This window comes from Lysinibacillus canaveralius (genome assembly GCF_047301505.1).
Classification (GTDB): Bacteria; Bacillota; Bacilli; order Bacillales_A; family Planococcaceae; genus Lysinibacillus_B.
The window spans coordinates 1,927,591-1,946,265 of sequence record NZ_CP154840.1; the positions used below are offsets into that span (position 1 = coordinate 1,927,591).

Annotated in this window: 24 protein-coding genes and 1 pseudogene; all 25 read left to right on the top strand. The window is 34.3% G+C overall.

Annotation, left to right across the window (positions count from 1 at the left end):
• Positions 1-51: 51 nt before the first annotated feature.
• The 25 genes and pseudogenes from AA0Y26_RS09680 (at position 52) to AA0Y26_RS09800 (ending at position 18,516) form a co-directional block, all read left to right on the top strand.
• Complete coding sequence (locus AA0Y26_RS09680) at positions 52-255, top strand: hypothetical protein (protein WP_413367347.1); 204 nt, start codon at positions 52-54, stop codon at positions 253-255.
• 3 nt (positions 256-258) lie between these two features.
• A complete protein-coding gene (locus AA0Y26_RS09685) occupies positions 259-528 on the top strand; it encodes a hypothetical protein (protein WP_413367349.1) in 270 nt (89 codons plus the stop codon).
• 4 nt (positions 529-532) lie between these two features.
• Positions 533-1,126 carry a hypothetical protein gene (locus AA0Y26_RS09690; protein WP_413367350.1) on the top strand — a complete coding sequence of 198 codons (594 nt, stop codon included), beginning with the start codon at positions 533-535 and terminating at the stop codon, positions 1,124-1,126.
• 373 nt (positions 1,127-1,499) lie between these two features.
• Positions 1,500-2,444, top strand: coding sequence for a pre-toxin TG domain-containing protein (locus tag AA0Y26_RS09695; protein WP_413367352.1), 945 nt, complete (start codon positions 1,500-1,502; stop codon positions 2,442-2,444).
• An 18-nt stretch (positions 2,445-2,462) separates the two neighbouring features.
• Positions 2,463-2,915: an SUKH-3 domain-containing protein gene (locus tag AA0Y26_RS09700; RefSeq protein ID WP_025219951.1), complete on the top strand. Its 453-nt coding sequence runs from the start codon at positions 2,463-2,465 to the stop codon at positions 2,913-2,915.
• 1,065 nt (positions 2,916-3,980) lie between these two features.
• Positions 3,981-4,199 (top strand): hypothetical protein, encoded by a 219-nt coding sequence (locus AA0Y26_RS09705; protein ID WP_036127004.1) that lies wholly within the window; start codon positions 3,981-3,983, stop codon positions 4,197-4,199.
• An 8-nt stretch (positions 4,200-4,207) separates the two neighbouring features.
• On the top strand, positions 4,208-4,717 hold the full coding sequence (locus AA0Y26_RS09710) for a hypothetical protein (RefSeq protein WP_155591522.1): 510 nt from the start codon (positions 4,208-4,210) through the stop codon (positions 4,715-4,717).
• Positions 4,718-5,049: 332 nt separating this feature from the next.
• Entirely contained in the window at positions 5,050-5,883 is an 834-nt protein-coding gene (locus AA0Y26_RS09715; RefSeq protein ID WP_413368136.1) for a DNA/RNA non-specific endonuclease, read from the top strand.
• Between the two features lie 21 nt (positions 5,884-5,904).
• Entirely contained in the window at positions 5,905-6,360 is a 456-nt protein-coding gene (locus AA0Y26_RS09720; protein WP_413367355.1) for a DUF600 domain-containing protein, read from the top strand.
• 639 nt (positions 6,361-6,999) lie between these two features.
• Positions 7,000-7,236, top strand: a complete 237-nt coding sequence (locus AA0Y26_RS09725; protein WP_413367357.1) for a hypothetical protein — start codon at positions 7,000-7,002, stop codon at positions 7,234-7,236.
• A gap of 51 nt (positions 7,237-7,287) precedes the next feature.
• On the top strand, positions 7,288-7,746 hold the full coding sequence (locus AA0Y26_RS09730; protein ID WP_413367359.1) for a hypothetical protein: 459 nt from the start codon (positions 7,288-7,290) through the stop codon (positions 7,744-7,746).
• 331 nt (positions 7,747-8,077) lie between these two features.
• Positions 8,078-8,650: a suppressor of fused domain protein gene (locus AA0Y26_RS09735; RefSeq protein ID WP_413367361.1), complete on the top strand. Its 573-nt coding sequence runs from the start codon at positions 8,078-8,080 to the stop codon at positions 8,648-8,650.
• 299 nt (positions 8,651-8,949) lie between these two features.
• On the top strand, positions 8,950-9,699 hold the full coding sequence (locus tag AA0Y26_RS09740) for a hypothetical protein (protein ID WP_413367363.1): 750 nt from the start codon (positions 8,950-8,952) through the stop codon (positions 9,697-9,699).
• A 10-nt stretch (positions 9,700-9,709) separates the two neighbouring features.
• Positions 9,710-10,186 carry a hypothetical protein gene (locus AA0Y26_RS09745; protein WP_413367365.1) on the top strand — a complete coding sequence of 159 codons (477 nt, stop codon included), beginning with the start codon at positions 9,710-9,712 and terminating at the stop codon, positions 10,184-10,186.
• 829 nt (positions 10,187-11,015) lie between these two features.
• Positions 11,016-11,504 carry a hypothetical protein gene (locus AA0Y26_RS09750; protein ID WP_413367367.1) on the top strand — a complete coding sequence of 163 codons (489 nt, stop codon included), beginning with the start codon at positions 11,016-11,018 and terminating at the stop codon, positions 11,502-11,504.
• Between the two features lie 12 nt (positions 11,505-11,516).
• A complete protein-coding gene (imm48, locus tag AA0Y26_RS09755) occupies positions 11,517-11,981 on the top strand; it encodes an Imm48 family immunity protein (RefSeq protein ID WP_413367369.1) in 465 nt (154 codons plus the stop codon).
• Positions 11,982-12,193: 212 nt separating this feature from the next.
• A complete protein-coding gene (locus tag AA0Y26_RS09760; protein ID WP_413367371.1) occupies positions 12,194-12,703 on the top strand; it encodes a hypothetical protein in 510 nt (169 codons plus the stop codon).
• A 268-nt stretch (positions 12,704-12,971) separates the two neighbouring features.
• Positions 12,972-13,393 (top strand): annotated as a pseudogene (locus tag AA0Y26_RS09765) (SMI1/KNR4 family protein).
• A gap of 472 nt (positions 13,394-13,865) precedes the next feature.
• Positions 13,866-14,567, top strand: coding sequence for an SMI1/KNR4 family protein (locus AA0Y26_RS09770; protein ID WP_413367373.1), 702 nt, complete (start codon positions 13,866-13,868; stop codon positions 14,565-14,567).
• 156 nt (positions 14,568-14,723) lie between these two features.
• Positions 14,724-15,161 carry an SUKH-3 domain-containing protein gene (locus AA0Y26_RS09775; RefSeq protein WP_413367375.1) on the top strand — a complete coding sequence of 146 codons (438 nt, stop codon included), beginning with the start codon at positions 14,724-14,726 and terminating at the stop codon, positions 15,159-15,161.
• Between the two features lie 146 nt (positions 15,162-15,307).
• Positions 15,308-15,697: a hypothetical protein gene (locus AA0Y26_RS09780; protein ID WP_413367377.1), complete on the top strand. Its 390-nt coding sequence runs from the start codon at positions 15,308-15,310 to the stop codon at positions 15,695-15,697.
• A gap of 21 nt (positions 15,698-15,718) precedes the next feature.
• Positions 15,719-16,108: a hypothetical protein gene (locus AA0Y26_RS09785; RefSeq protein ID WP_413367378.1), complete on the top strand. Its 390-nt coding sequence runs from the start codon at positions 15,719-15,721 to the stop codon at positions 16,106-16,108.
• Between the two features lie 245 nt (positions 16,109-16,353).
• Positions 16,354-16,587: an SMI1/KNR4 family protein gene (locus AA0Y26_RS09790; RefSeq protein WP_413368137.1), complete on the top strand. Its 234-nt coding sequence runs from the start codon at positions 16,354-16,356 to the stop codon at positions 16,585-16,587.
• 409 nt (positions 16,588-16,996) lie between these two features.
• Positions 16,997-17,776 carry a hypothetical protein gene (locus AA0Y26_RS09795; protein WP_413367380.1) on the top strand — a complete coding sequence of 260 codons (780 nt, stop codon included), beginning with the start codon at positions 16,997-16,999 and terminating at the stop codon, positions 17,774-17,776.
• A 26-nt stretch (positions 17,777-17,802) separates the two neighbouring features.
• Complete coding sequence (locus AA0Y26_RS09800) at positions 17,803-18,516, top strand: pentapeptide repeat-containing protein (RefSeq protein ID WP_413367381.1); 714 nt, start codon at positions 17,803-17,805, stop codon at positions 18,514-18,516.
• Positions 18,517-18,675 lie beyond the last annotated feature (159 nt).

The following is an 18,675-nucleotide window of genomic DNA, read 5'->3' on the forward strand; positions in this document are numbered from 1 at the left end:
GCGATACTGCAGGCGGTATTAATTCGCTTAGAAGATGGGGAAGAAGGCGCAATGGATGCATTTTTGAATGAGAAAATTAGCCCTCAAATCAAATCACTATTAATATATAACTACTCAAGTAGCAATATGCCGTTAAGTAAAAAAGACATTGAATTTTTACTGGTTGCATTAGAAGCGTACATTTATAAAAAAGAATCATGGATACAAAGTATGAAAAAGAATGATTATGAGGAAGATGTGATTGCTTGCCTTTAGGCGTTGCTAAGGGGCTACGAAACAAGTGATTGTTTAAGTCAATTAGATAATGATTTATATAGCAAGCTAATCAGCTCTTGTGAAAAGATATTAAAAATGAAGATCGATTCGTATGCCAAAGAACTGATTGTTACCTTTGCTAGATTTCTACCACCTAAATTGGCATATTCTTTTTTAGAACCAATCATGGAAGTGCCAACCCGGGGAGATGTAAAGAAGGAATTGAAGTATACAATTGAAATACTTCAGCAAAAAGAAAGTGAAATGGAGTAGGCGTATGACCATGGAACATAAGGCGTTTCTTTTTAATACGGAACAATTCAATAAAGAGCTTCGCCCAATTATACTTGCTGCTAGTAAAAATCATGATTTAAACCTTTTACGTAGTTACATTATGGAGAACATTGGAAAGGTGCGTTCAATTTATAGTGGGGAATTGTTAGAAAACAATTGGGAGAATGAACTTGAACTTGGTAACATCCAAGAACTGGCTGATTTTTCTATGACATGCTTTTATAATCCAGAAGATGATCTTGGCCTTTCATATTCATGGGATATATTAATAGAGGTATTAAAGACATTATCAACAGGATTTGATGCTGAATATTATATTCTTGGTCGACCACTGGAAACTGATACATTTAGATTGGACCCAGGTGGTATGGGAATGGGCTTTGTGCAGATGAATGATACACCGTTAATTTTACAGGATTTAATTGATTTAAGGGGCGCATTAATAGAAGATGGTACTATTCCTGCCGAGGCACTGTATGAATGTACTTTATCAGAATTAATCGCTGCCTATGATGAACTAATAGCGTTATACAAAGAGGCAGTTGAACATAAAAGTGGTTTATTAATAACATTTTAAATTATTTAAAGGGAACCTAAGAATATTCATTTTTTTATTGGAAAGCGTTAAACTGATGACATCTCCTAATAATAGCTGTGTTTTGTGATAATCACAATCACATTAATTATTAGGAGGTGTTCTTTATTTGCTAGATTAATACATTAATAGGGCAAAAGTTTATTAATATCTATAAATCGACGGTGAATTGTAAGCGAGTAGTATCATCTTAGCTAGAGAACTAACGCTAAGTTTACTTTTTTGGAAGAATATTACCAGATTAAGAGAAAGTTTTATTCTATTTCCTAAAACTAAAAAGGTCAAAAAGGCTGCTAAAGCGGCAGTCAAAGTCGTCAAAAAAGCAGCAAAGAAAGCGGTCGTTTTTGCTAAGAATATGGATCTCAAGCAGGCCATCTCCACCGTCGCCGACTTTATACCGGTCGTCAGCAACGCCAAAGCGATCTACGAAGCCACCGTCGGAAAAGATCCGTTTACAGGCAGGAAATTAGAGGCCTGGGAACGAGGCGCCTCGGCCGCAAGTATATTGGGCGGCCCAATCGTCAAAGGCATCAAGCATGGCGGAAAAGCAGCGGCAGGCATCATTAAAAATAGCGGCAAATCGACCAAAAAACCAGCAGCGGCTACAAAACCAAAAGACACGACCACTCCGAGCCAGAAGAAACAAGAGAATAAGCCAAAGCCTAATACAACGCCGGCGCCGGCTGGTAATAAGAAGCAGACAACTTCAACTCCGCAGAATGGTAATAAACCGGCAGCGGCGAAACAGCAGGGTACGGATAAAAATACAATTAAGGGTACGGGTAAAGGTGTACCTAAACCGGTTAGCATAGATGAAGCTAAGGGCATTGCTAGAACCAAGATTGCTCAAGAGAGGAATGAATTATTAGAAGGAAAATATATTGATCCAAATACTGGAGATATTTATATTCCACATGTTATGACTGCAGCAGTTAATCTTAAAACAGGCAGGGCATATATTGGGTATAATGGCAAAGGTTTTGACTTTAGAACGGGTAATGAAAGGTTTAATCCGACTGTTTCTGAATTGGATGACGAGGTAGTAATGTTGGTTGAAAAAACTAAAAACAGGGCATTAGAGGCCAGTAAGCAAGCAGGTGGGGAAGTCAAGGATAGCTTTGAAAAATGGACTGTAGATAATTGTGCTGAAGTTCAGGCAGTAAATCAAGCAGTGAAAGATGGTGCTAAAGTAGAAGATATCTTGCTAAGTACCATTGAAGTTTTGCCAAATAAGTATAAAAAAGTATGTAAAAATTGTAAGGAAACTTTTGAAAACTTTTTTATTGATAATTTTAAATGAAAGTAGAGCGAGGAAAATATGGATAACTTTTCGGAAAAAACTTATAAAATTTTGAATGAGGCAGGATGGTACCAAAATAGAAAAATAGATATAAGTTCGACAGTCTTATTTTTAGAGAGTAAGGGCTTTCGAGTGGGTTCTGTTGTAAAAGAGGCATTAGAGCAATTCGGTGGATTGGAATATAAGTTTTCTGATGGGAATGATTTTGAAAATTTCATTATTATTCCAGAAGAGCAAATAGGAGATGGTGTTCAGAAAATACATTTCAAAAGGTATGATACCTTAATTGGAGAGTATTTGATAGTGATTGGTTCCGTATTTAGAAATAATGCAATACTGTTTATGTCGGAATCGGGAAAAGTTTATGGAGCACATGATGATTACTATATTTGGGAATTTGGAAGCGATATCTATGAAGCAATTAATAATCTATGTGAATGTAAAAAATTCAAATTGATACACGAACAATAGATTATTACAGCATATTGAAATATAGTTAGGTGATATTTTTTAATGATGAATACGCCACAATACAAGCTAACTGCCGTGTTGTGGTTTCTTTTTATTTCCGTCTTAACGCTAAAACGTAATCAAGCGTTTAGTAGCGTCTCCTAAAAAACACACTTAAAGACGAGCGAATCATTCATAATATGTTAAATCGTTGATAGGATCACGTAATTGTTGCGTGGTCTTTTTTCTTTTTACGCAGACGATATGCGAAATTTAGCGAGGTATTATCTAGACGCACTAATAACTATTGAAATTTCGCAGGAACGCTCAAACGAAATCAAACGGCCATTGCTAGTAAGCGTTGGGGCGTTTCTTGCGAGGGAGTGGCATACGCGTTGATGTACGAATACGCATCGCATTAGTGAAATAAAGTGTTATTGTATATAGATTAAACTATTTTCCATTTCTCGTAAATAAGACGTTTTAATACGCAATAAAAGGGGGGCAAATATATTTTCACGGAAAAACGGACGAAATTAAAAACTATGGAAGATGGGGTCATGGGTGGTGACATTACCACTTTCAAAAAAGTCAAGGTTTGCGTTGGTACTGGATTGTAGTGGTCGAATATTTCATGGTGTGTACCGAAGTACAGAGATTTAACGTCAAATTCGGTCGAAGTAGCATCTCCAACGACGTAACACTCGAATATGTTCAAAACGTTGGACCATTTAGTAGTGTTTACGTGGTATCTGATGACACCGCAAATAAACGTACCTACGCTTCTTGCGACGGAGGGAGGTTAAATATTGATGTTTAATTGTGAAGCTAAGGCGTAATAACGAACCACTGTATATGGACTTAACGATTATCTGCTTGGCATTTTGGCACGCATAAATATTTTTTCGCGGAAAAACGGACGAAAGTTCACGAAGTCGGGAGGTAAACATTATAAGAGCAATTGCAACAAAGCAATAAAATCAGATAGGAAAATTGAAGGAAGCGTTAATTGTCTACGTTGAAAGGAGAGGAAATTAAACCTTAAGGGATTTAGGCGTTCCAGTTAAAAAAGGGGATAAAGAAGGGATGAAAGAGTTCGTTTCATCAATCGTAAATGACTCAAAAAATCTCGCTAATTCGAAGCCTTTTCAGTGGAATACGGTCGACTCTGTAGACGCTTTTGTTAAGGGTGATGCAGTTGTTTTAGTTAATAGAAATACAAACGAAATATTGACTTTTTTAAATAAAAAAGGAGATCGCTTATCAAGTAAGTTGAAATCCGATTTAGATTTGATTAGAGAGTGAGGATGACTATGAATAACTATATAATATCTTTTACCAAAAAGTTTGGTTATTTTTTCGATAAAAAAGAAATCTCAAATATTATTTATTTACATGATGAGGATGATAATGAGAGATTAGACCATGTCCTTTTCTTCGAGAAAGATAATGGTGATGTTATAGGCTTGTATATAAGAGGTATGAATCCGTTAATCTCAGTGAATAGAGTCTACGATTTAGATGACTTTAATTTATTTTCTAGTTATGAAGGATTAATTGAATGCAAGGAAAATATAAAACTCAAAATAGAGTATATAGGTTTGTTTTTTAGCACTCAATACAACGAACTATTGGGTTTCTATCTAGCGAATAACGATGCATCGAGTTCTATATTTATATTATTTTTACAAGATGAAATTTATATGGAAAAGGATTGTAGTAAATACGAGGCTAGTAGGATACTTGAAAACAAATTTTCGACTGAAGGTTTTATAACTTACGAAAAAACATGTGAGACCGACTGGAGACAATTAAACTTTTAAGAATTTGAATTAAAAACTCATGAAGGCTAGACCATCAAGGAGTGCTATTTTAACAATAAAGCAATAAGAGCGAGAATAGGCGAGATGACAATTTATTTACAAGGACCACTTATGGGTGGTATAAGCACGAAACACATGAGATTAAACAAGCTAAAGGGTTTAAACATTACTCTTACCATGTGATAAAAATGATGTCACATTGTCAACATCAAAAATAACTTACAAAACTTGTGAGGGTTAAAAAAAGGAAAATAAATAACCTTAAAGCACTTGATTGTTACTGACAGACGACAAGTGCTTTTTGCCTATTTAAATATGTAAACTTACAAGCGATCTACGAAGCCGTCGTCGGAAAAGATCCGTTTACAGGCAGGAAATTAGAGGCCTGGGAACGAGGCGCCTCAGCCGCAAGTATATTGGGCGGCCCAATCGTCAAAGGCATCAAGCATGGCGGTAAAGCTGTAGTGGGCATCGTTAAAAATGGCAGCAAGTCTACTAAAAAAACAACAGCGGCTTCAAAACCAAAAGACACGACCACTCCAAGCCAGAAGAAACAAGAAAATAAGCCAAAGCCTAATACAACGCCGGCGCCGGCTGGTAATAAGAAACAGACGACTTCAACTCCGCAGAATGGTAATAAGCCGGCAGAAGTGAAACCGCAGGATAAAGATAATTCTAGGCTAAATGAAGTTAAAGCATTTGTAAATCCAGGACAACAATTTACAAATGGTAGAAAAAATAGATTAAAGCCCAATTTGAGATATAAAACAGGCGAATATGATTATTTTTATGAAACAGATAATTTAGGTGGAATTTCTAAATTCGAAACAGATAGTTTACAATTAACTAAAAGAGAAGAAAGATTGTCACATAGTAGAAATACTCCAGGTAAAATAAAAAGTAAAGATCATGCAGGGCATTTAGTAGGTGACCGATTTGGAGGATCACCTAAAATTGATAATTTGGTTTCTCAATTATCTGATGTTAATCTAAAGCAATATAAAAAAATTGAAGACAAATGGGCTGCAGCATTAAAAGAAACACCACCTAAAAAAGTAACGGTTGATGTTGAAATAATTTATTCTGGGAAGGATATGCGACCAGACAAATTTATAGTGAATTACTTTATTGATGGTAAGCCGGGTTCCAAAGAGCTTCAAAACTAATCAAAGGAGTGAAATAGCAGTTTGAAAAAATTTGAAGAGAGATTTAGTGAATTACAAGCAGATATGATATCAATATGTATGGAATATGTGGAAGATAGAGCTGAAAAAGTATACGTTTACGCTTCACGTGAAGAAGGAGTTACTTCGAGTAGTTATTTTTACTTAATTAATAATAAGTATGTAGAATGTCATAAAGTGAATGACGCTTTGGCTGACGGGAATGAAAAATATGATGTTTCCCCTCAACGAATGCTGATGGTATTACGCATAATAAATGAAGATATAGAAAAAGCGGCGAAATTGTGCGAAGAATATGAGAGGGATATGCCAACTGAGATGAAGTTAATATACGATGTTAAAACTGGTAGTTTTAAAGCGGAGTACAAGTATGACTTAGTTTATACACATGACGATATTAAAACAGCAGATGATATAGCGGATGAGTGGTTTGAGGAGATAAAAAATAATAATATTTAAACTAAGATGGGTTAGCTAAAACTGGAGCATAAATGAACTATTTATTATTCATTTGTGCTCCACATATTTGTAATATAATACAATTAATTATATTGATTAACAAATATATGAAATCATTTAGAAAATCAAGCTGCTGATGAATCAGTAAGTTTAGTTGTGTTTTCGATGCAACTGTAAACAGAAAAACCTTTATTCCATGCACATAATTTAATGTGAATCGAAATCTATTGCTAACGCATATGTCTAAAGAAAGCAAATCCATTTAACCAAGTGAAAAGGCGTGATATAGAGAAATAATCTATTATATAGTGTTAAGTATTTCATCTATCCAAACGCTAATTTAGAACTATATCGGAAATCTTTAATATAAAAAATACAATATTCTACCCTAAATTAAGAAAGTTATAAAAATAAGTAGCCGTTACAAAAAACAAGCTTGCATCAGTTCAAATCCAGAAGAAACAAGAAAATAAGCCAAAGCCGAATACAACGACGGCGCCGGCTGGTAATAAGAAACAGACGAATTCAACTGCGCAGAATGGTAATAAGCCTGCAGCGGCGAAACAGCAGGGTACGGATAAAGGACTAGCTTCTAGAGGTTATAAACCAAGTCCGGGTGAAAGAACTTTTGATGGTTTTGTGAAAAATAATGTGCCTATTGAAAAAGAAACTTTACTATATACAAAATCACCGAAATTTTATAGTGATGCCCCAAGTCAGTTTAAACGCTTTGGATCTGATAGTCATGCTAACTTAGCACCACATGTACATCAACCCACTAGAAATGCCGCACCGAATGGAAATATTTATGGCGGAATGGGTTCCAAAACGTCAAATGATGGTGTAACAACACCACATGCAAAAGATATAAAATAATTATAAGGCTATTTAAAAACGGCGAATATCAAGAATAGGGGAAACAAAAAAATGGATGAAAATTTCGATTGTACACAATTTTTTTCCTTTGATACAAATTTATCCATGCAAGAGATAGTATTGTTATTATCAGATTTGAAAAATTATGAGTTTCTAATTTTAAAAAGTGATGACATAAGGGAAGTTAAAAAAAGATATTTAGAAAAATATATGAGCTCTTATTTGATTGAACTAAAAAATAATAATTTTATAGGGGAATTGCAAGATTGGAGTAATTTTGAAAGTCCTCCTAGTATTGTGAAATTATTTTCTGATGTTTCAGAGAAAATTGCGAAGAATATCAATATAACAAATTACTCTATTTTCCTTTGCAAATTTGCACAAGAAAATGTTACTGAAGATAAAATTTTAGAAACAAAATCTAATGAGATTTTATCAGCTCTCTATAATATGTCTAACTTCAGTTACGATTTATGGATGGATAATCTTATCTTAAAAATAAATGAGTAACTTTAATTGTCTTAGAGTTTATATAATGAGACAGCTCGTAATCATTATATATGGCATGGTGAAGCAAAAACAGCCTAGGAATTACCGTCAAGAAAAAAGGAAGGTAATTTAAGATGACTTGTGATGAATTGAAGGCTATTTGATTATGATTACGAGATTAAAAATGGTGATTGGGATACAGATTTGGTTCCGTTCCTTGACGTAAGTAATGGTAATTAATTATGTATAAGTAATAATGAGTTCAATAAACGATTAGGGCTTCAATCCCATGAATGTAATACCAGTCATAAGTACGAAGGGATAGCAGGTACTTTTAAGGGAGCGAAAAAAGATGATTAACTATGGGGTAATTTATTATAATCACTATAATAAATTTTTAGGAGATCCAATTGACCGAGAAGTGTTTATGAATAATAAAGAAATGCCCAAAATACAAATTTTAAAATATGAAAATATATTTGAAGAATGTTTAGTTTATAATACTCTTGGTGTTAGTAAGTACGAGGGAATAATTGGCGAAAACATAGAAGTTTCTATGGTAGTTGACGGAGCATTTAATAGTACAGCATATATACTTGCGAATGTGTTATTTTATTGTATTGGTAATCAAATGAAGATGGGGAGAGGCATAGCGATAAGTGGTATTGAGAGCATTGATGTGAAGTTTGTTGAAAAATACGATAAGAGTGCAGTTTACTTTACTGACCCTTTTGCTTTCCCAGATGAATATTCCGAAGTTCTTACGGAGAGTAAGGATAATAAGGATGGCAGAGTTTTATTGGCATTTTTTATTTCGCAATCAGAGTATGAGTATTTTAGAAAGCATGGAACTGAAAAATTTGAGGATTTGTTAGAAGAGAAAAATGTCGATCCATTTAATGTTAGTAGAAAATCTGCAATCTAAATTTTTATTGGCAAAAAAACTATAGTGGTGAAGAATACTAAATATCCCTCGGAAAATGAAAGTCTACTAAAGCAGGGCAATCTAGGATTTTAATTTTATACTTGCCAATTGAAAATAAAATAGGTATATCTGTAAAACTCAAAACATTTGCAAAACAATAAAGTATTAATAAATATCGGGAATACTTGAACATAAAGCACTTGATTGTTACTGGCAGGCGACAAGTGCTTTTTGCATGTTTAAATATGTAAAATTGCAAGCTATCTTTACTGCTGCCGATCTTAAACTAGTAATCAGCAATGCTAAAGCCATCTACGAAGCTTTCGTCTGAAGAGAACCGAACTAGGGGCTGGGAAAAAGGCATCTCGGTCGAAATTATAGGGGGCGGCCCAATCGTCAAAGGCATCAAGCATGGCGGTAAAGCAGCGGCAGGCATCATTAAAAATAGCGGCAAGTCTACCAAAAAACCAGCCGCATCTACAAAACCAAAAGCCACGACCACTCCGAGCCAGAAGAAACAAGAGAACAAGCCAAAGCCTAATACAACACAGGCGCCGGCTGGTAATAAAAAACAGACAACTTCAACTCCGCAGAATGATAAAAAACCAGCTGAAGTGAAACAGCAGGGTAAGGGTGTGGGTAAGAGTGTCGAAGTTACTATTAAATATGACAAGCGAATGCCAAAACGTGAATTTGAACGAAAAGCAAATAAATTAAAAGAGCTAGGTGATAAAGGCTTATTATATAAAGCAGAGAACCCAGTGCCTAGAAACCCAGCAGTTACAAGAGCTTATAGGCAAGACATGATAAAAAGAATTTGGAATCAGTATGGAAAAGTAAACCCTGAGTTTGGAAAGCAATTAATTCATAGAGTAACTAAGCGTATGCAACCTGACCATGTTTGGGAATTACAATTGGGTGGACCAGATTCAGTTGAAAATTTAAAATTCCTTGATTCCTTTACTAACTGGAATATTGGTACTCAACAGATTAGACCACAAATTAGAAAGTTACCAACTGGTACTAAGATTAAAATTAAGATAGATTAGAGGGATATTGGTGAATGAGTTATTAAAAATAACAATTGAGAAAGTAAAAGAAGATTTTATATTTGAACCAGATAGTATCATTTATGGTGAATTAAATGATGGAAACAAAAGTATTTGCTCGAATGAGGGTCCCCTTAAAGAATATTTTGACTTCTTACGAATTTGTGATGGAGCAAGATTTGGAGCAATTGATTTATGGTCATATGGTGAGTTACCTTTACATCAGACTCGGATTTCCGATTTTTCAGGAGGATCAGAAAAATGGATTGAAGTTGGACAAATCTTATACGAACCTTTAGTCATAGAAAAGGAGTCAGGTTTTGTTTACTGTTTTTACCAAGGTCATCCAGCGAAAATAGGACAAACTTTAGGCGAGTTTGACTGTTTCATGCTTAATTATGTTTTTGGAAAAAAGTATAAAGAATTAATTCCTGATTCTCATTTAGAGGATTGGTATCAGTACCTCGAAAGGGTTGGATTAGCTTAATTTTTGGGTATTGTAGAAAATATAAACTAATATAGTTATACCGTTATGGAATGCCATAAATCAAAAAATACACAAACGGTTGGGCTTGCTGATCGATAAAAAGATATTCGAGTTTCTAAAAAATGACTCTTAAATATTTGAACTTTAAAAATACATGGAATGTAAGCACTTGATAGCCAACTACAGGCAGCAAGTGCTTTTTACTTTATTACTAAAATAATACGATTACAAAACCCAAAGTCACAACTGCTCCAAGCCGGGCAAAGCAAGGGAATAAGAAAATTCCTAATACAACACCGGTATTGCTTGAAAAAAATGACAAAACCGAAACTGCAGAGTACAGATGGGGTAAAGCGGTACCACCAAAAACAAATTCCGATAATATTTAATTGAAAAATATGGTAAAGTTAAAAATGATAAACAGCAACTGTAGTAGATACATTGCCTAAAATAAGGTGCTGCATACATAACTATTATTCCGATAAAAGAAGGTAGGTCGGTAAAAACAGGAGGTAACGCACTTATGGGTGTTGGTATTTCTCATTTTAATGCTCATAAAACAATGGAGGGATTTTGGTCGCAATATAGGAAGGGTGGAGAAAAGCACGGATAAACACCGACATGTGGAGAAGATACAAAAGTATTATATAAGTCGTTTCAAGATACTGGATTATCAAAAGAGGCTGCTTTTTATGCAACAAAAGAAGCAATCAAACAACGCCGGCAGTATGGATTAACATATGATACGCCTGTCCCTAGAATCCCTGGCCCTATGAATAGTTTGAAGAAGTTTTTGTTTGAAAATATAACATAGTTAGGATGAAAACTAGTGATTATTGAAAAAGAGATTATTGATAGGATTTGTCGCATTAATTGGTTTTCAAATTGCGGGAATTCCAGTGATATTAACACTCAGCTTACTATTGTTGAGGAAGTTAATTGGGAAAAAGCTACGAAACATTCTCAAGGTATTTATTGGGAAGAGATTACATTGGAAGCAAGCAATCAACTTACCGAATTTTTAGCTGTACATTCACCTGCGAAATACAAAGAGTGGAATAAAGTAGTTAGAGAAGGCAAAGAAATAATAGGAAAATCTGCAGTCCCTAAAATAACCGAATATATTAACCAGCAAGGGTTATCTTATACAATTTTAGATAATGCAAAATGGGATATTATAGGTGCTATAATGGAACATACTTACAGGATGGAGAAAGAGCCATTCTTTTTCTTAGAATTACTTAAAGTATACGAAGCTGGTAACTTTCCATGTGGATGGCGAGGTAGTTGGCCTAATGGTAAACTAATTGTTTATTGAGATAAAAGTGATATGAAAAAAAGAACGACTGGAGAATTGCTATGCCGGGATTTTTTTGAATTAAGTGATTCAGATAAAACAAAAATCGAAGAAGCAAAAGATGAGGCGGTTTTAATATCCAACATGATATTTTCGCTCATTGATAAGAAATTTGAGGACACTACGGAGCTTGAAAGACAAGTATTAGCTGCATTTTGCTTTGGGATGATCAATGCCATTGTTTTTAGAAAAGAGCTCAATCCTTTACAGGGACATTCTATTGCTTCTACCTTGTTAACTAAGGTATTCCATTATAGTGAAGAGCAGGCGGAGGATTTTACACAGGAGTTGATAAATTCGACGGATGAAAGCTATCATCCAGTAATGTTTTCAATTATTCGCAGAGGATTAAATGGTTATCAACAGTATGTAAGTAATGAAAAGAAACAGCTACAAGTGAATGTTTTAGAGGTTTTAGCTATTGTAAATGAAAGTTGACAGCAAAGCAATTTTGATATTTCCCTAGATGAGTACTCATGCTTATCTAGGGCTTTATTTTGGCTGAAGGTTATAAATCACGACGTATTATATGGGAATTAACAAAGATCAATAATTTATTTCAGAGCAATTTGTAAATAATATAGCGGTAAGTATATGGAAACCAATCGAAAAACCCTACAATAGTATGAAAGAGATCAAGGAGGGAAAGTATGGATTTTGATATCAGAGAGATACGAGAATATTATGACTCAGAAATACGAAGCTATGATTTTAATAAGTTGGTGAACTTTGGGGTGAGCAATGATAATGCAGATTTTATGGGTGGAATAGGAATTCCTGCTGAACTTGGTGATTTTGAGTTCTATAGATTTAATGAATTCTGCAAAACAGGTATTGAAGAAGTGCAATTTATCAAAGTTGGTCATCATGCGTCTTATAAATATGGACTATATTTAAAAGAGGGTAGCGAGGAGCTTTATACGAGTTCCTCTCTACATTCTCCTCTAATGTATATACTCAATCAAAACTTAAAAACGTTCTTCTTATTTCATTTGATTAGACATGAATTATCAGTGAAAATGAAAAAAGAAGGGATTTATACTTCATATGACTACGCTATTGAGTTGCGGAGAATGTATGAGCAAGTTGATCCAATAGCAATGAAGGAAGTAGAAGGATACTGGTCCCATTTGATAGAAGATTACGAAACAGGATTATGAAATTTTTTAAATTGATTATTAGAATATTAGTTGGGGCTGTCATTAAGTTTGTATAATGTCTAACAGCCTAAAGAACAATGCCGCAATACAAGATAACCGTCTGTGTTGTGGTTTCTCTTTTTATCTGTCGAAATAATACATAATAAATACAATCGTAAGAAGATTAACTAAAGCTGGTTTTTCACGTAATATCACTAGTTAAGTTCTTGACCAACAATTAGAAGATGTCAGATAAACTAGTTGTTAAGTATGAAAGGATGGATTATCAATGAACATACTAGATAGAATCAGTAGTGTGTATACAATTGATGCCAGAAAATCTCCTTCGAAAGAAGAGGAAATTAAAGCACTTCAGGATTTTTCGACAATAGATGTCCCTACAGATTATATAGAAATAATTCAGCTAGCTTCAGACATCGAATTTAATATTGGCAGTCAAATGTATATCCGAATTTGGGGAGCATAGAAATGAATGAAGCTTATAAAGTGCAGAAATATCTCCCGAATTCGCTCGCAATTGGTGATGTTGAAGGAGGTGGTGCATTAATCTATCTACATGGAAAAGATGGTTTGGGGATACATTATTTGAGATTCGGAGATTTGGACATTGAGGAGGCAATGAAAATTGCACCATCACTAGCCGAATTATTAGTAAATAATATAGGTGCGAATACTTTAATAGACATTTGAAAAAATTTTAGGGACTTTGATTGGCTTTATAGCCTTTCAAGGTTTTTTATGATTTAGGACGAAGTATCAGTGAAAAAGCATTGAATTAAAAGCCGATGATTGCAAGAAAGCTTAATAGGTTAGTTACAGTGATATTAAAATAACAACGAGTTATAACTGTACACGAGATGACAAAGCAAGTAAAGCTAATAGTGGTAATGAAGAATGACATAAAAGTAAGTGATTAAAAAGGAAAATTTAGATGATATTAGGGTGAGACAAAATGAAAAAGAATGTGTTTTGAATAGAGAGCTCATAATGGTACTGCCATCATAGAGAATGGGAAGCCAGATTCGACTCTTTCAGGTAAGTATATTGCAGATACACTTTCTGACGATACTATTGTGTCTAATGGAAATATTGCAAGTATGGTCAAATTTGGTAAAATTATGAAGGGGCAGGTATAGATTATTAAAGGAGTTTAGAGAATAATATGGAGCAGAAACTTAAATTCTTAAGACAATATTTTAGTGATAATGTAAAGCTTATTCCTAGCAGTGAGATTTTTAACATTAATAATGAAATACTACCTAGTTTATGGGTTGAATTATTTAGCGAAAAAAACGTTGAGAAAAGAATTGATTTTATTTTATCTATATGGAAAAAATATGTGGCAGAAGAATTAAGGAACACTATTTCTTATTTGTCTAAGCACCTAGAAGAAGTGGAATTGATGATGGTAGATGGCAGATACTCGACTTTATACACTATTAAAACAGACAGTGGAAAAACAATATTCTATGAAGGAAGAAATCCAAACGATTTATTTAACAATGAGGTGTTAAAAGACTCCTGGAGTGAAATTCCGTCATCAATACGTACTTTTTATGAGAATGTTCACAATGGTTTTTACTATTATGCAAGTCGCTCTATGGGGTTGGTTCCCCTAGAAAATGTCACATATTTTGATGACGATGAATGGGGAATTATTGAGGAGTTAGAAGAACCGTTACAAATCAATCTGGAGACTACTTTTGGTTTCTTCAAAAGTGGTATGGGTGGTTATGTTGCAATAGATACTAATAACTGCGTCAATGATAATGCAACTTTATGGTGGACGAATAAAGAACCTAGATACAATATCAATTTTTGGGATGTAGTTGACGAGTGGATTGTAATAGGTTTTGAGGTTTAAGTTAGATAGTAGAAGATCACTCCCTAGTCAGAAATAAATCATTTAATGGGAAATATAAAACGCCCTATAGAAATTGCCAAAAGACATTTATAAATTTCAGTAATGATTATCGTTAATAGAACTTTTGAATAAATAGGTGGGATACTTATGTGGAGTTTGTCAGATAAAACGAGAGGCGTATTGCTACAAGCAGGATGGAATCCAAATAAAAAGGTTGAATTAACTGAAACAATAAAGTTTTTAGAGGCGATGGGATATCAAGTGTTTAATCCGGTGGTTGATGCATTAAGTCAATTTGGTGGAGGTGAATATAAATTCAGGCATCCGGATGGAAGTTTGGAAACCTTTCATTTTAGCCCGGAAAAAGCTATAGGGGATTACTATGAAAAAGAAGACTTTGAAGAATTGGAGACGCGAGTGAAAGAGCCGTTCGTCGTAATTGGAGAAGCATATCGTGGAAATTTAATAATGTTTATTTCGCAATCGGGAAAGGTCTTTGGAAAAAATGGTTCCTCATTATTTAAGTTTGGGGAGGACATATACGAGGCACTAGACACTCTTTGCTTATTTAAAAAGCCAGAAGAGATAGAGTAATAGAGTTCAGTTATTCTATAAATGATAATGGATCCTGTTTGGTCCTCAACTAAAAGAGGAATCCTTATACATAAAATTCAAACCAAATGAATCTCTGTTTAACATCTAGTGACATGAAAAATTAAAAGAGTACATGCAATTTGCACATGCCAATTAAAAGTAACCACATTCCATCCACGGGAGAATGTACAAATCTTTTTGAACGATTATCAAAATATATATCAAGATTTGATGAAAGATGGATAAATGAAATAGAACCAGCAAAAAAAGAGGACATAGATACACTGAAAAATCTAACGCAAATTAATAATTATAACTATCATTATCCTAAAGAATATGAGATTTATTTAAATTATATGGGGCAGGATGATAAGGGTTTACTTAAAACCCAACTTCCAGGATATGCTTCAATTTCTGAAATAATTAATCCTTATAAAGGGATACATGAGGAGATACCAGATACTTTAAGTGATAAATATATACATTTTTTTCAAAAAGAATTATTTGATGGTCAACTATGTTTTGATTTTACCTAAACTGATAATCCGCAGATTGTTATGACTAATGAGGACAGCCAGTTTGTAAGTTATTTTGCAGATAGCTTTGAAAAATTGTTATTTCAATGTGCGTTTAGTAAATATGAAAGATTAAATTATAATAAGTGCATAACTTTTGCTGGAACACCTAACATGCTTAAAGAAGCAATAAAGAAACATAATGAGTCGAATGTTTTTGGCATAATTAATAAATTTTCGAAAACATACAATTTTCAAAGAGCATGGTTCAGCGATCTTACCCATCATATAGGTTTTAAAGAGGGCATTAGCTTTTATATCGATAGTAGAAATAATTCTCTGCGTGGGTTTGTTGCAGGTGATTCAGATAAACAAATCGACAATATTGGCGAAGCATTACTAGCTGAATTATATGTTAATAAAAACGATTAAAGTTTTCCTCGTGCGTATAGGTATGTTTTCTCCACATGTTGGCGTTTCAACGCTGATTTTGGAAAGGACGAATAGCATTAAATAAAGAGACAGTTGGTAAATTAATAAATAACACATCTAAAAATTATTTTGTAGCAGCTTTAGAGGATAGTAAAATTTGGGTTATTGAGAAAAGGCTGAATGTAAGATTACCGGAAAGCTATAAATGGTTTTTTAAAGAATAAGGGAGTGGAAGGGTTTTTGGAATAGAGATTTTGGGAGGCGGACTTTGCGAAGTGCCAACTTGTGTAATTGAAACGGAGGAATGGAGAAAATACGGCTTGCCAATGGATCTCGTTGTCATACAAAACTACGGAATCGGTGTACATTGTCTTGATACTTCAAGGTTAGTCGATAATGAATGCCCTGTTATTGAATGGTCGCAAGATGATGAAGATGAAATGAATGAATATAAAAAATTTCTACGTATTTCTAGATGAAAAGTTTGAGGAAAGATAATTGTATCATTTAATTATTATAAAGTATTTAATTAGTGGGTATTATTTGTTTTACAAAGAGAGTTTTCGAATAACAACGAGTGATTCACTTAACCGAATCACTCGTTGTTTTTTTGTAGAATTAACTAAGCATAGGCTGAAAAAAGAAGGGAGAATTAGTATTATTGAAAAAAAAACCAAAATAGGTTATTTTTATTTAAGTTATATTTGTTCTTACATAAACTGGGAGGTTATTGCTTGTAGCCTTTGATGAACTAATAGAGTTATACAAAGAGGCAGTTGAAAGTAAAAGTGGTTTATTAATAACATTTTCAATCATGTAAAGAAAGCGCAGTGTAACTAAACCCAGAAGATTACCCAAACATTCACTAATAATACAGGGAGTTATTTCATGAAACCAGATTTATTTTCAATTATTATGTATCCCTCGGTTTCCTTCAACACAGAGGAAGCACTAGGGAAAATTCTAGATGTATTCGAATCTAATGATAAATTTGCTCCTACCCACTGGGGCAACAGCGAGCTTGTCAAGGTAGAGTATAACCGTGATGAAATTATTGAAAAAGTAATTGTAGAGAAAAGTGTATCTGAACTTCACCTTTCTCGAGATAAGGCCGTCAAATATTCAGGATTTTTTAATATTCATTGGAGTCATCGAGCGTTTTTTAATTTTGATTTTCATAAATCAATGACTAAGAAGATGTGGCCGGCCTTTTTCGAGTTATCGGATCAACTAGCGGAAGTTCTGAAGCCAATCTTTGGTGTTACACATATTTCTTGGCCCTCTACTTATCCATGGAATAATGAAAAGGAACGCATGAAAATTTGGATGGATGTTTGTTCGTATCCAGTCCCGGTAAGGTTTATACCAAACGGTCCTTTAGGGGTAGGAGCTAGAACATATATTGGTGGGCATATATTGGACATGTTTGGAAAAGACTTTTTGTTGAATAGCCCGGGTGTTGTAAGAGAACCGGCTTGGGGAGGGGTTTGTCTGGATGTAGCGCCTAAGCCATTTGAGGCGGATGATGAAAGCTTACTTGCATCCTGGTTACATGTGATGGAGTATTTAGAAGCTGCTCAAGTAATCGCCATTCCACATTTTGATGAGGACCGGATGGGGGTTTCATTTTCCCCGAATCAGGCATGGGTAAAGTATCTAAACAGTTAAGATAGGTAAGGGGGCAGTTGGTTAACATGCAAGATAAGATAGTAGATAGAAAAAGAATAATGGAGATTATCGATCAAGCCCATATTAATGACGAGGTAATTGACTATTTAAATATAAGTGACGCAGATTTATCTTTTTCAGATTTGTCTGCAATGATGGCAGACGGTATGGAAGCTAAAAATACGATATTTCGTGCGGCATCATTACTAGATGCCTCCTTTTTAGATTGCAATTTCGAATCGGCAGACTTTCGTAATGCTAATTTGGAAGGGCTTCATTGTGTAGACTGTATGCTGAATGGTGTCAATTTCCATCAGGCCATTATGCGCTATGCCAACATGAGTGTCAGTATGTGTATGGAATCGTGCTTGAATGAAGTTGACTTTTCAAATGGAGAAATGACGGGTTCTTCTTTTCATCAGAGTACATTTTTGCAAGCAAACTTAAGGGAAGTAGACGGCAAACAAGCCGATTATAAAGAAGCAGATTTATCCTATGCTACATTGACAGAAGGCGATTTCAAAGGAGCCTCTTTTGCAGGGGCAAACCTTACTGAAGTAATGGCTGTTAAAACCAATTTTACAGACTGCGATTTAACAGGTGCCATCCTTAAAAATGGCAATTTTAAAGGTGCTGATTTTACCGGTGCAAAGCTGGAAAATGTCGTGTGGAACGGCGCTGTTATTGACGAAGCAATGTTTGATGAAAATGTAAAAGAGAAGATAGAACAATTGATATAAGTGATGATTGGTGTTAAAAAGTTATTTTAACTCTTTAGCTATCTAAGGAGATTTTTTGAATAGCAACCAGAGATTTATTGAACTGAATCTTTGGTTGTTTTTTCATTGGAATCTATTGTGCTTAATTAGTAAACATAAGGTTAGTAGGTTGCCTTCCAG

What these genes read in the sequence shown, in the direction of transcription:
- AA0Y26_RS09795 (WP_413367380.1), top strand. Translation starts at nt 16,997, where the DNA reads ATGAAACCAGATTTATTTTCAATTATTATGTATCCCTCGGTTTCCTTC.
- AA0Y26_RS09770 (WP_413367373.1), top strand. Translation starts at nt 13,866, where the DNA reads ATGGAGCAGAAACTTAAATTCTTAAGACAATATTTTAGTGATAATGTA.
- AA0Y26_RS09710 (WP_155591522.1), top strand. Translation starts at nt 4,208, where the DNA reads ATGAATAACTATATAATATCTTTTACCAAAAAGTTTGGTTATTTTTTC.
- AA0Y26_RS09735 (WP_413367361.1), top strand. Translation starts at nt 8,078, where the DNA reads ATGATTAACTATGGGGTAATTTATTATAATCACTATAATAAATTTTTA.
- AA0Y26_RS09785 (WP_413367378.1), top strand. Translation starts at nt 15,719, where the DNA reads ATGACTAATGAGGACAGCCAGTTTGTAAGTTATTTTGCAGATAGCTTT.
- AA0Y26_RS09700 (WP_025219951.1), top strand. Translation starts at nt 2,463, where the DNA reads ATGGATAACTTTTCGGAAAAAACTTATAAAATTTTGAATGAGGCAGGA.
- imm48 (WP_413367369.1), top strand. Translation starts at nt 11,517, where the DNA reads ATGAAAAAAAGAACGACTGGAGAATTGCTATGCCGGGATTTTTTTGAA.
- AA0Y26_RS09800 (WP_413367381.1), top strand. Translation starts at nt 17,803, where the DNA reads ATGCAAGATAAGATAGTAGATAGAAAAAGAATAATGGAGATTATCGAT.
- AA0Y26_RS09695 (WP_413367352.1), top strand. Translation starts at nt 1,500, where the DNA reads ATGGATCTCAAGCAGGCCATCTCCACCGTCGCCGACTTTATACCGGTC.
- AA0Y26_RS09730 (WP_413367359.1), top strand. Translation starts at nt 7,288, where the DNA reads ATGGATGAAAATTTCGATTGTACACAATTTTTTTCCTTTGATACAAAT.
- AA0Y26_RS09705 (WP_036127004.1), top strand. Translation starts at nt 3,981, where the DNA reads ATGAAAGAGTTCGTTTCATCAATCGTAAATGACTCAAAAAATCTCGCT.
- AA0Y26_RS09760 (WP_413367371.1), top strand. Translation starts at nt 12,194, where the DNA reads ATGGATTTTGATATCAGAGAGATACGAGAATATTATGACTCAGAAATA.
- AA0Y26_RS09680 (WP_413367347.1), top strand. Translation starts at nt 52, where the DNA reads ATGGATGCATTTTTGAATGAGAAAATTAGCCCTCAAATCAAATCACTA.
- AA0Y26_RS09780 (WP_413367377.1), top strand. Translation starts at nt 15,308, where the DNA reads ATGCCAATTAAAAGTAACCACATTCCATCCACGGGAGAATGTACAAAT.
- AA0Y26_RS09740 (WP_413367363.1), top strand. Translation starts at nt 8,950, where the DNA reads ATGCTAAAGCCATCTACGAAGCTTTCGTCTGAAGAGAACCGAACTAGG.
- AA0Y26_RS09690 (WP_413367350.1), top strand. Translation starts at nt 533, where the DNA reads ATGACCATGGAACATAAGGCGTTTCTTTTTAATACGGAACAATTCAAT.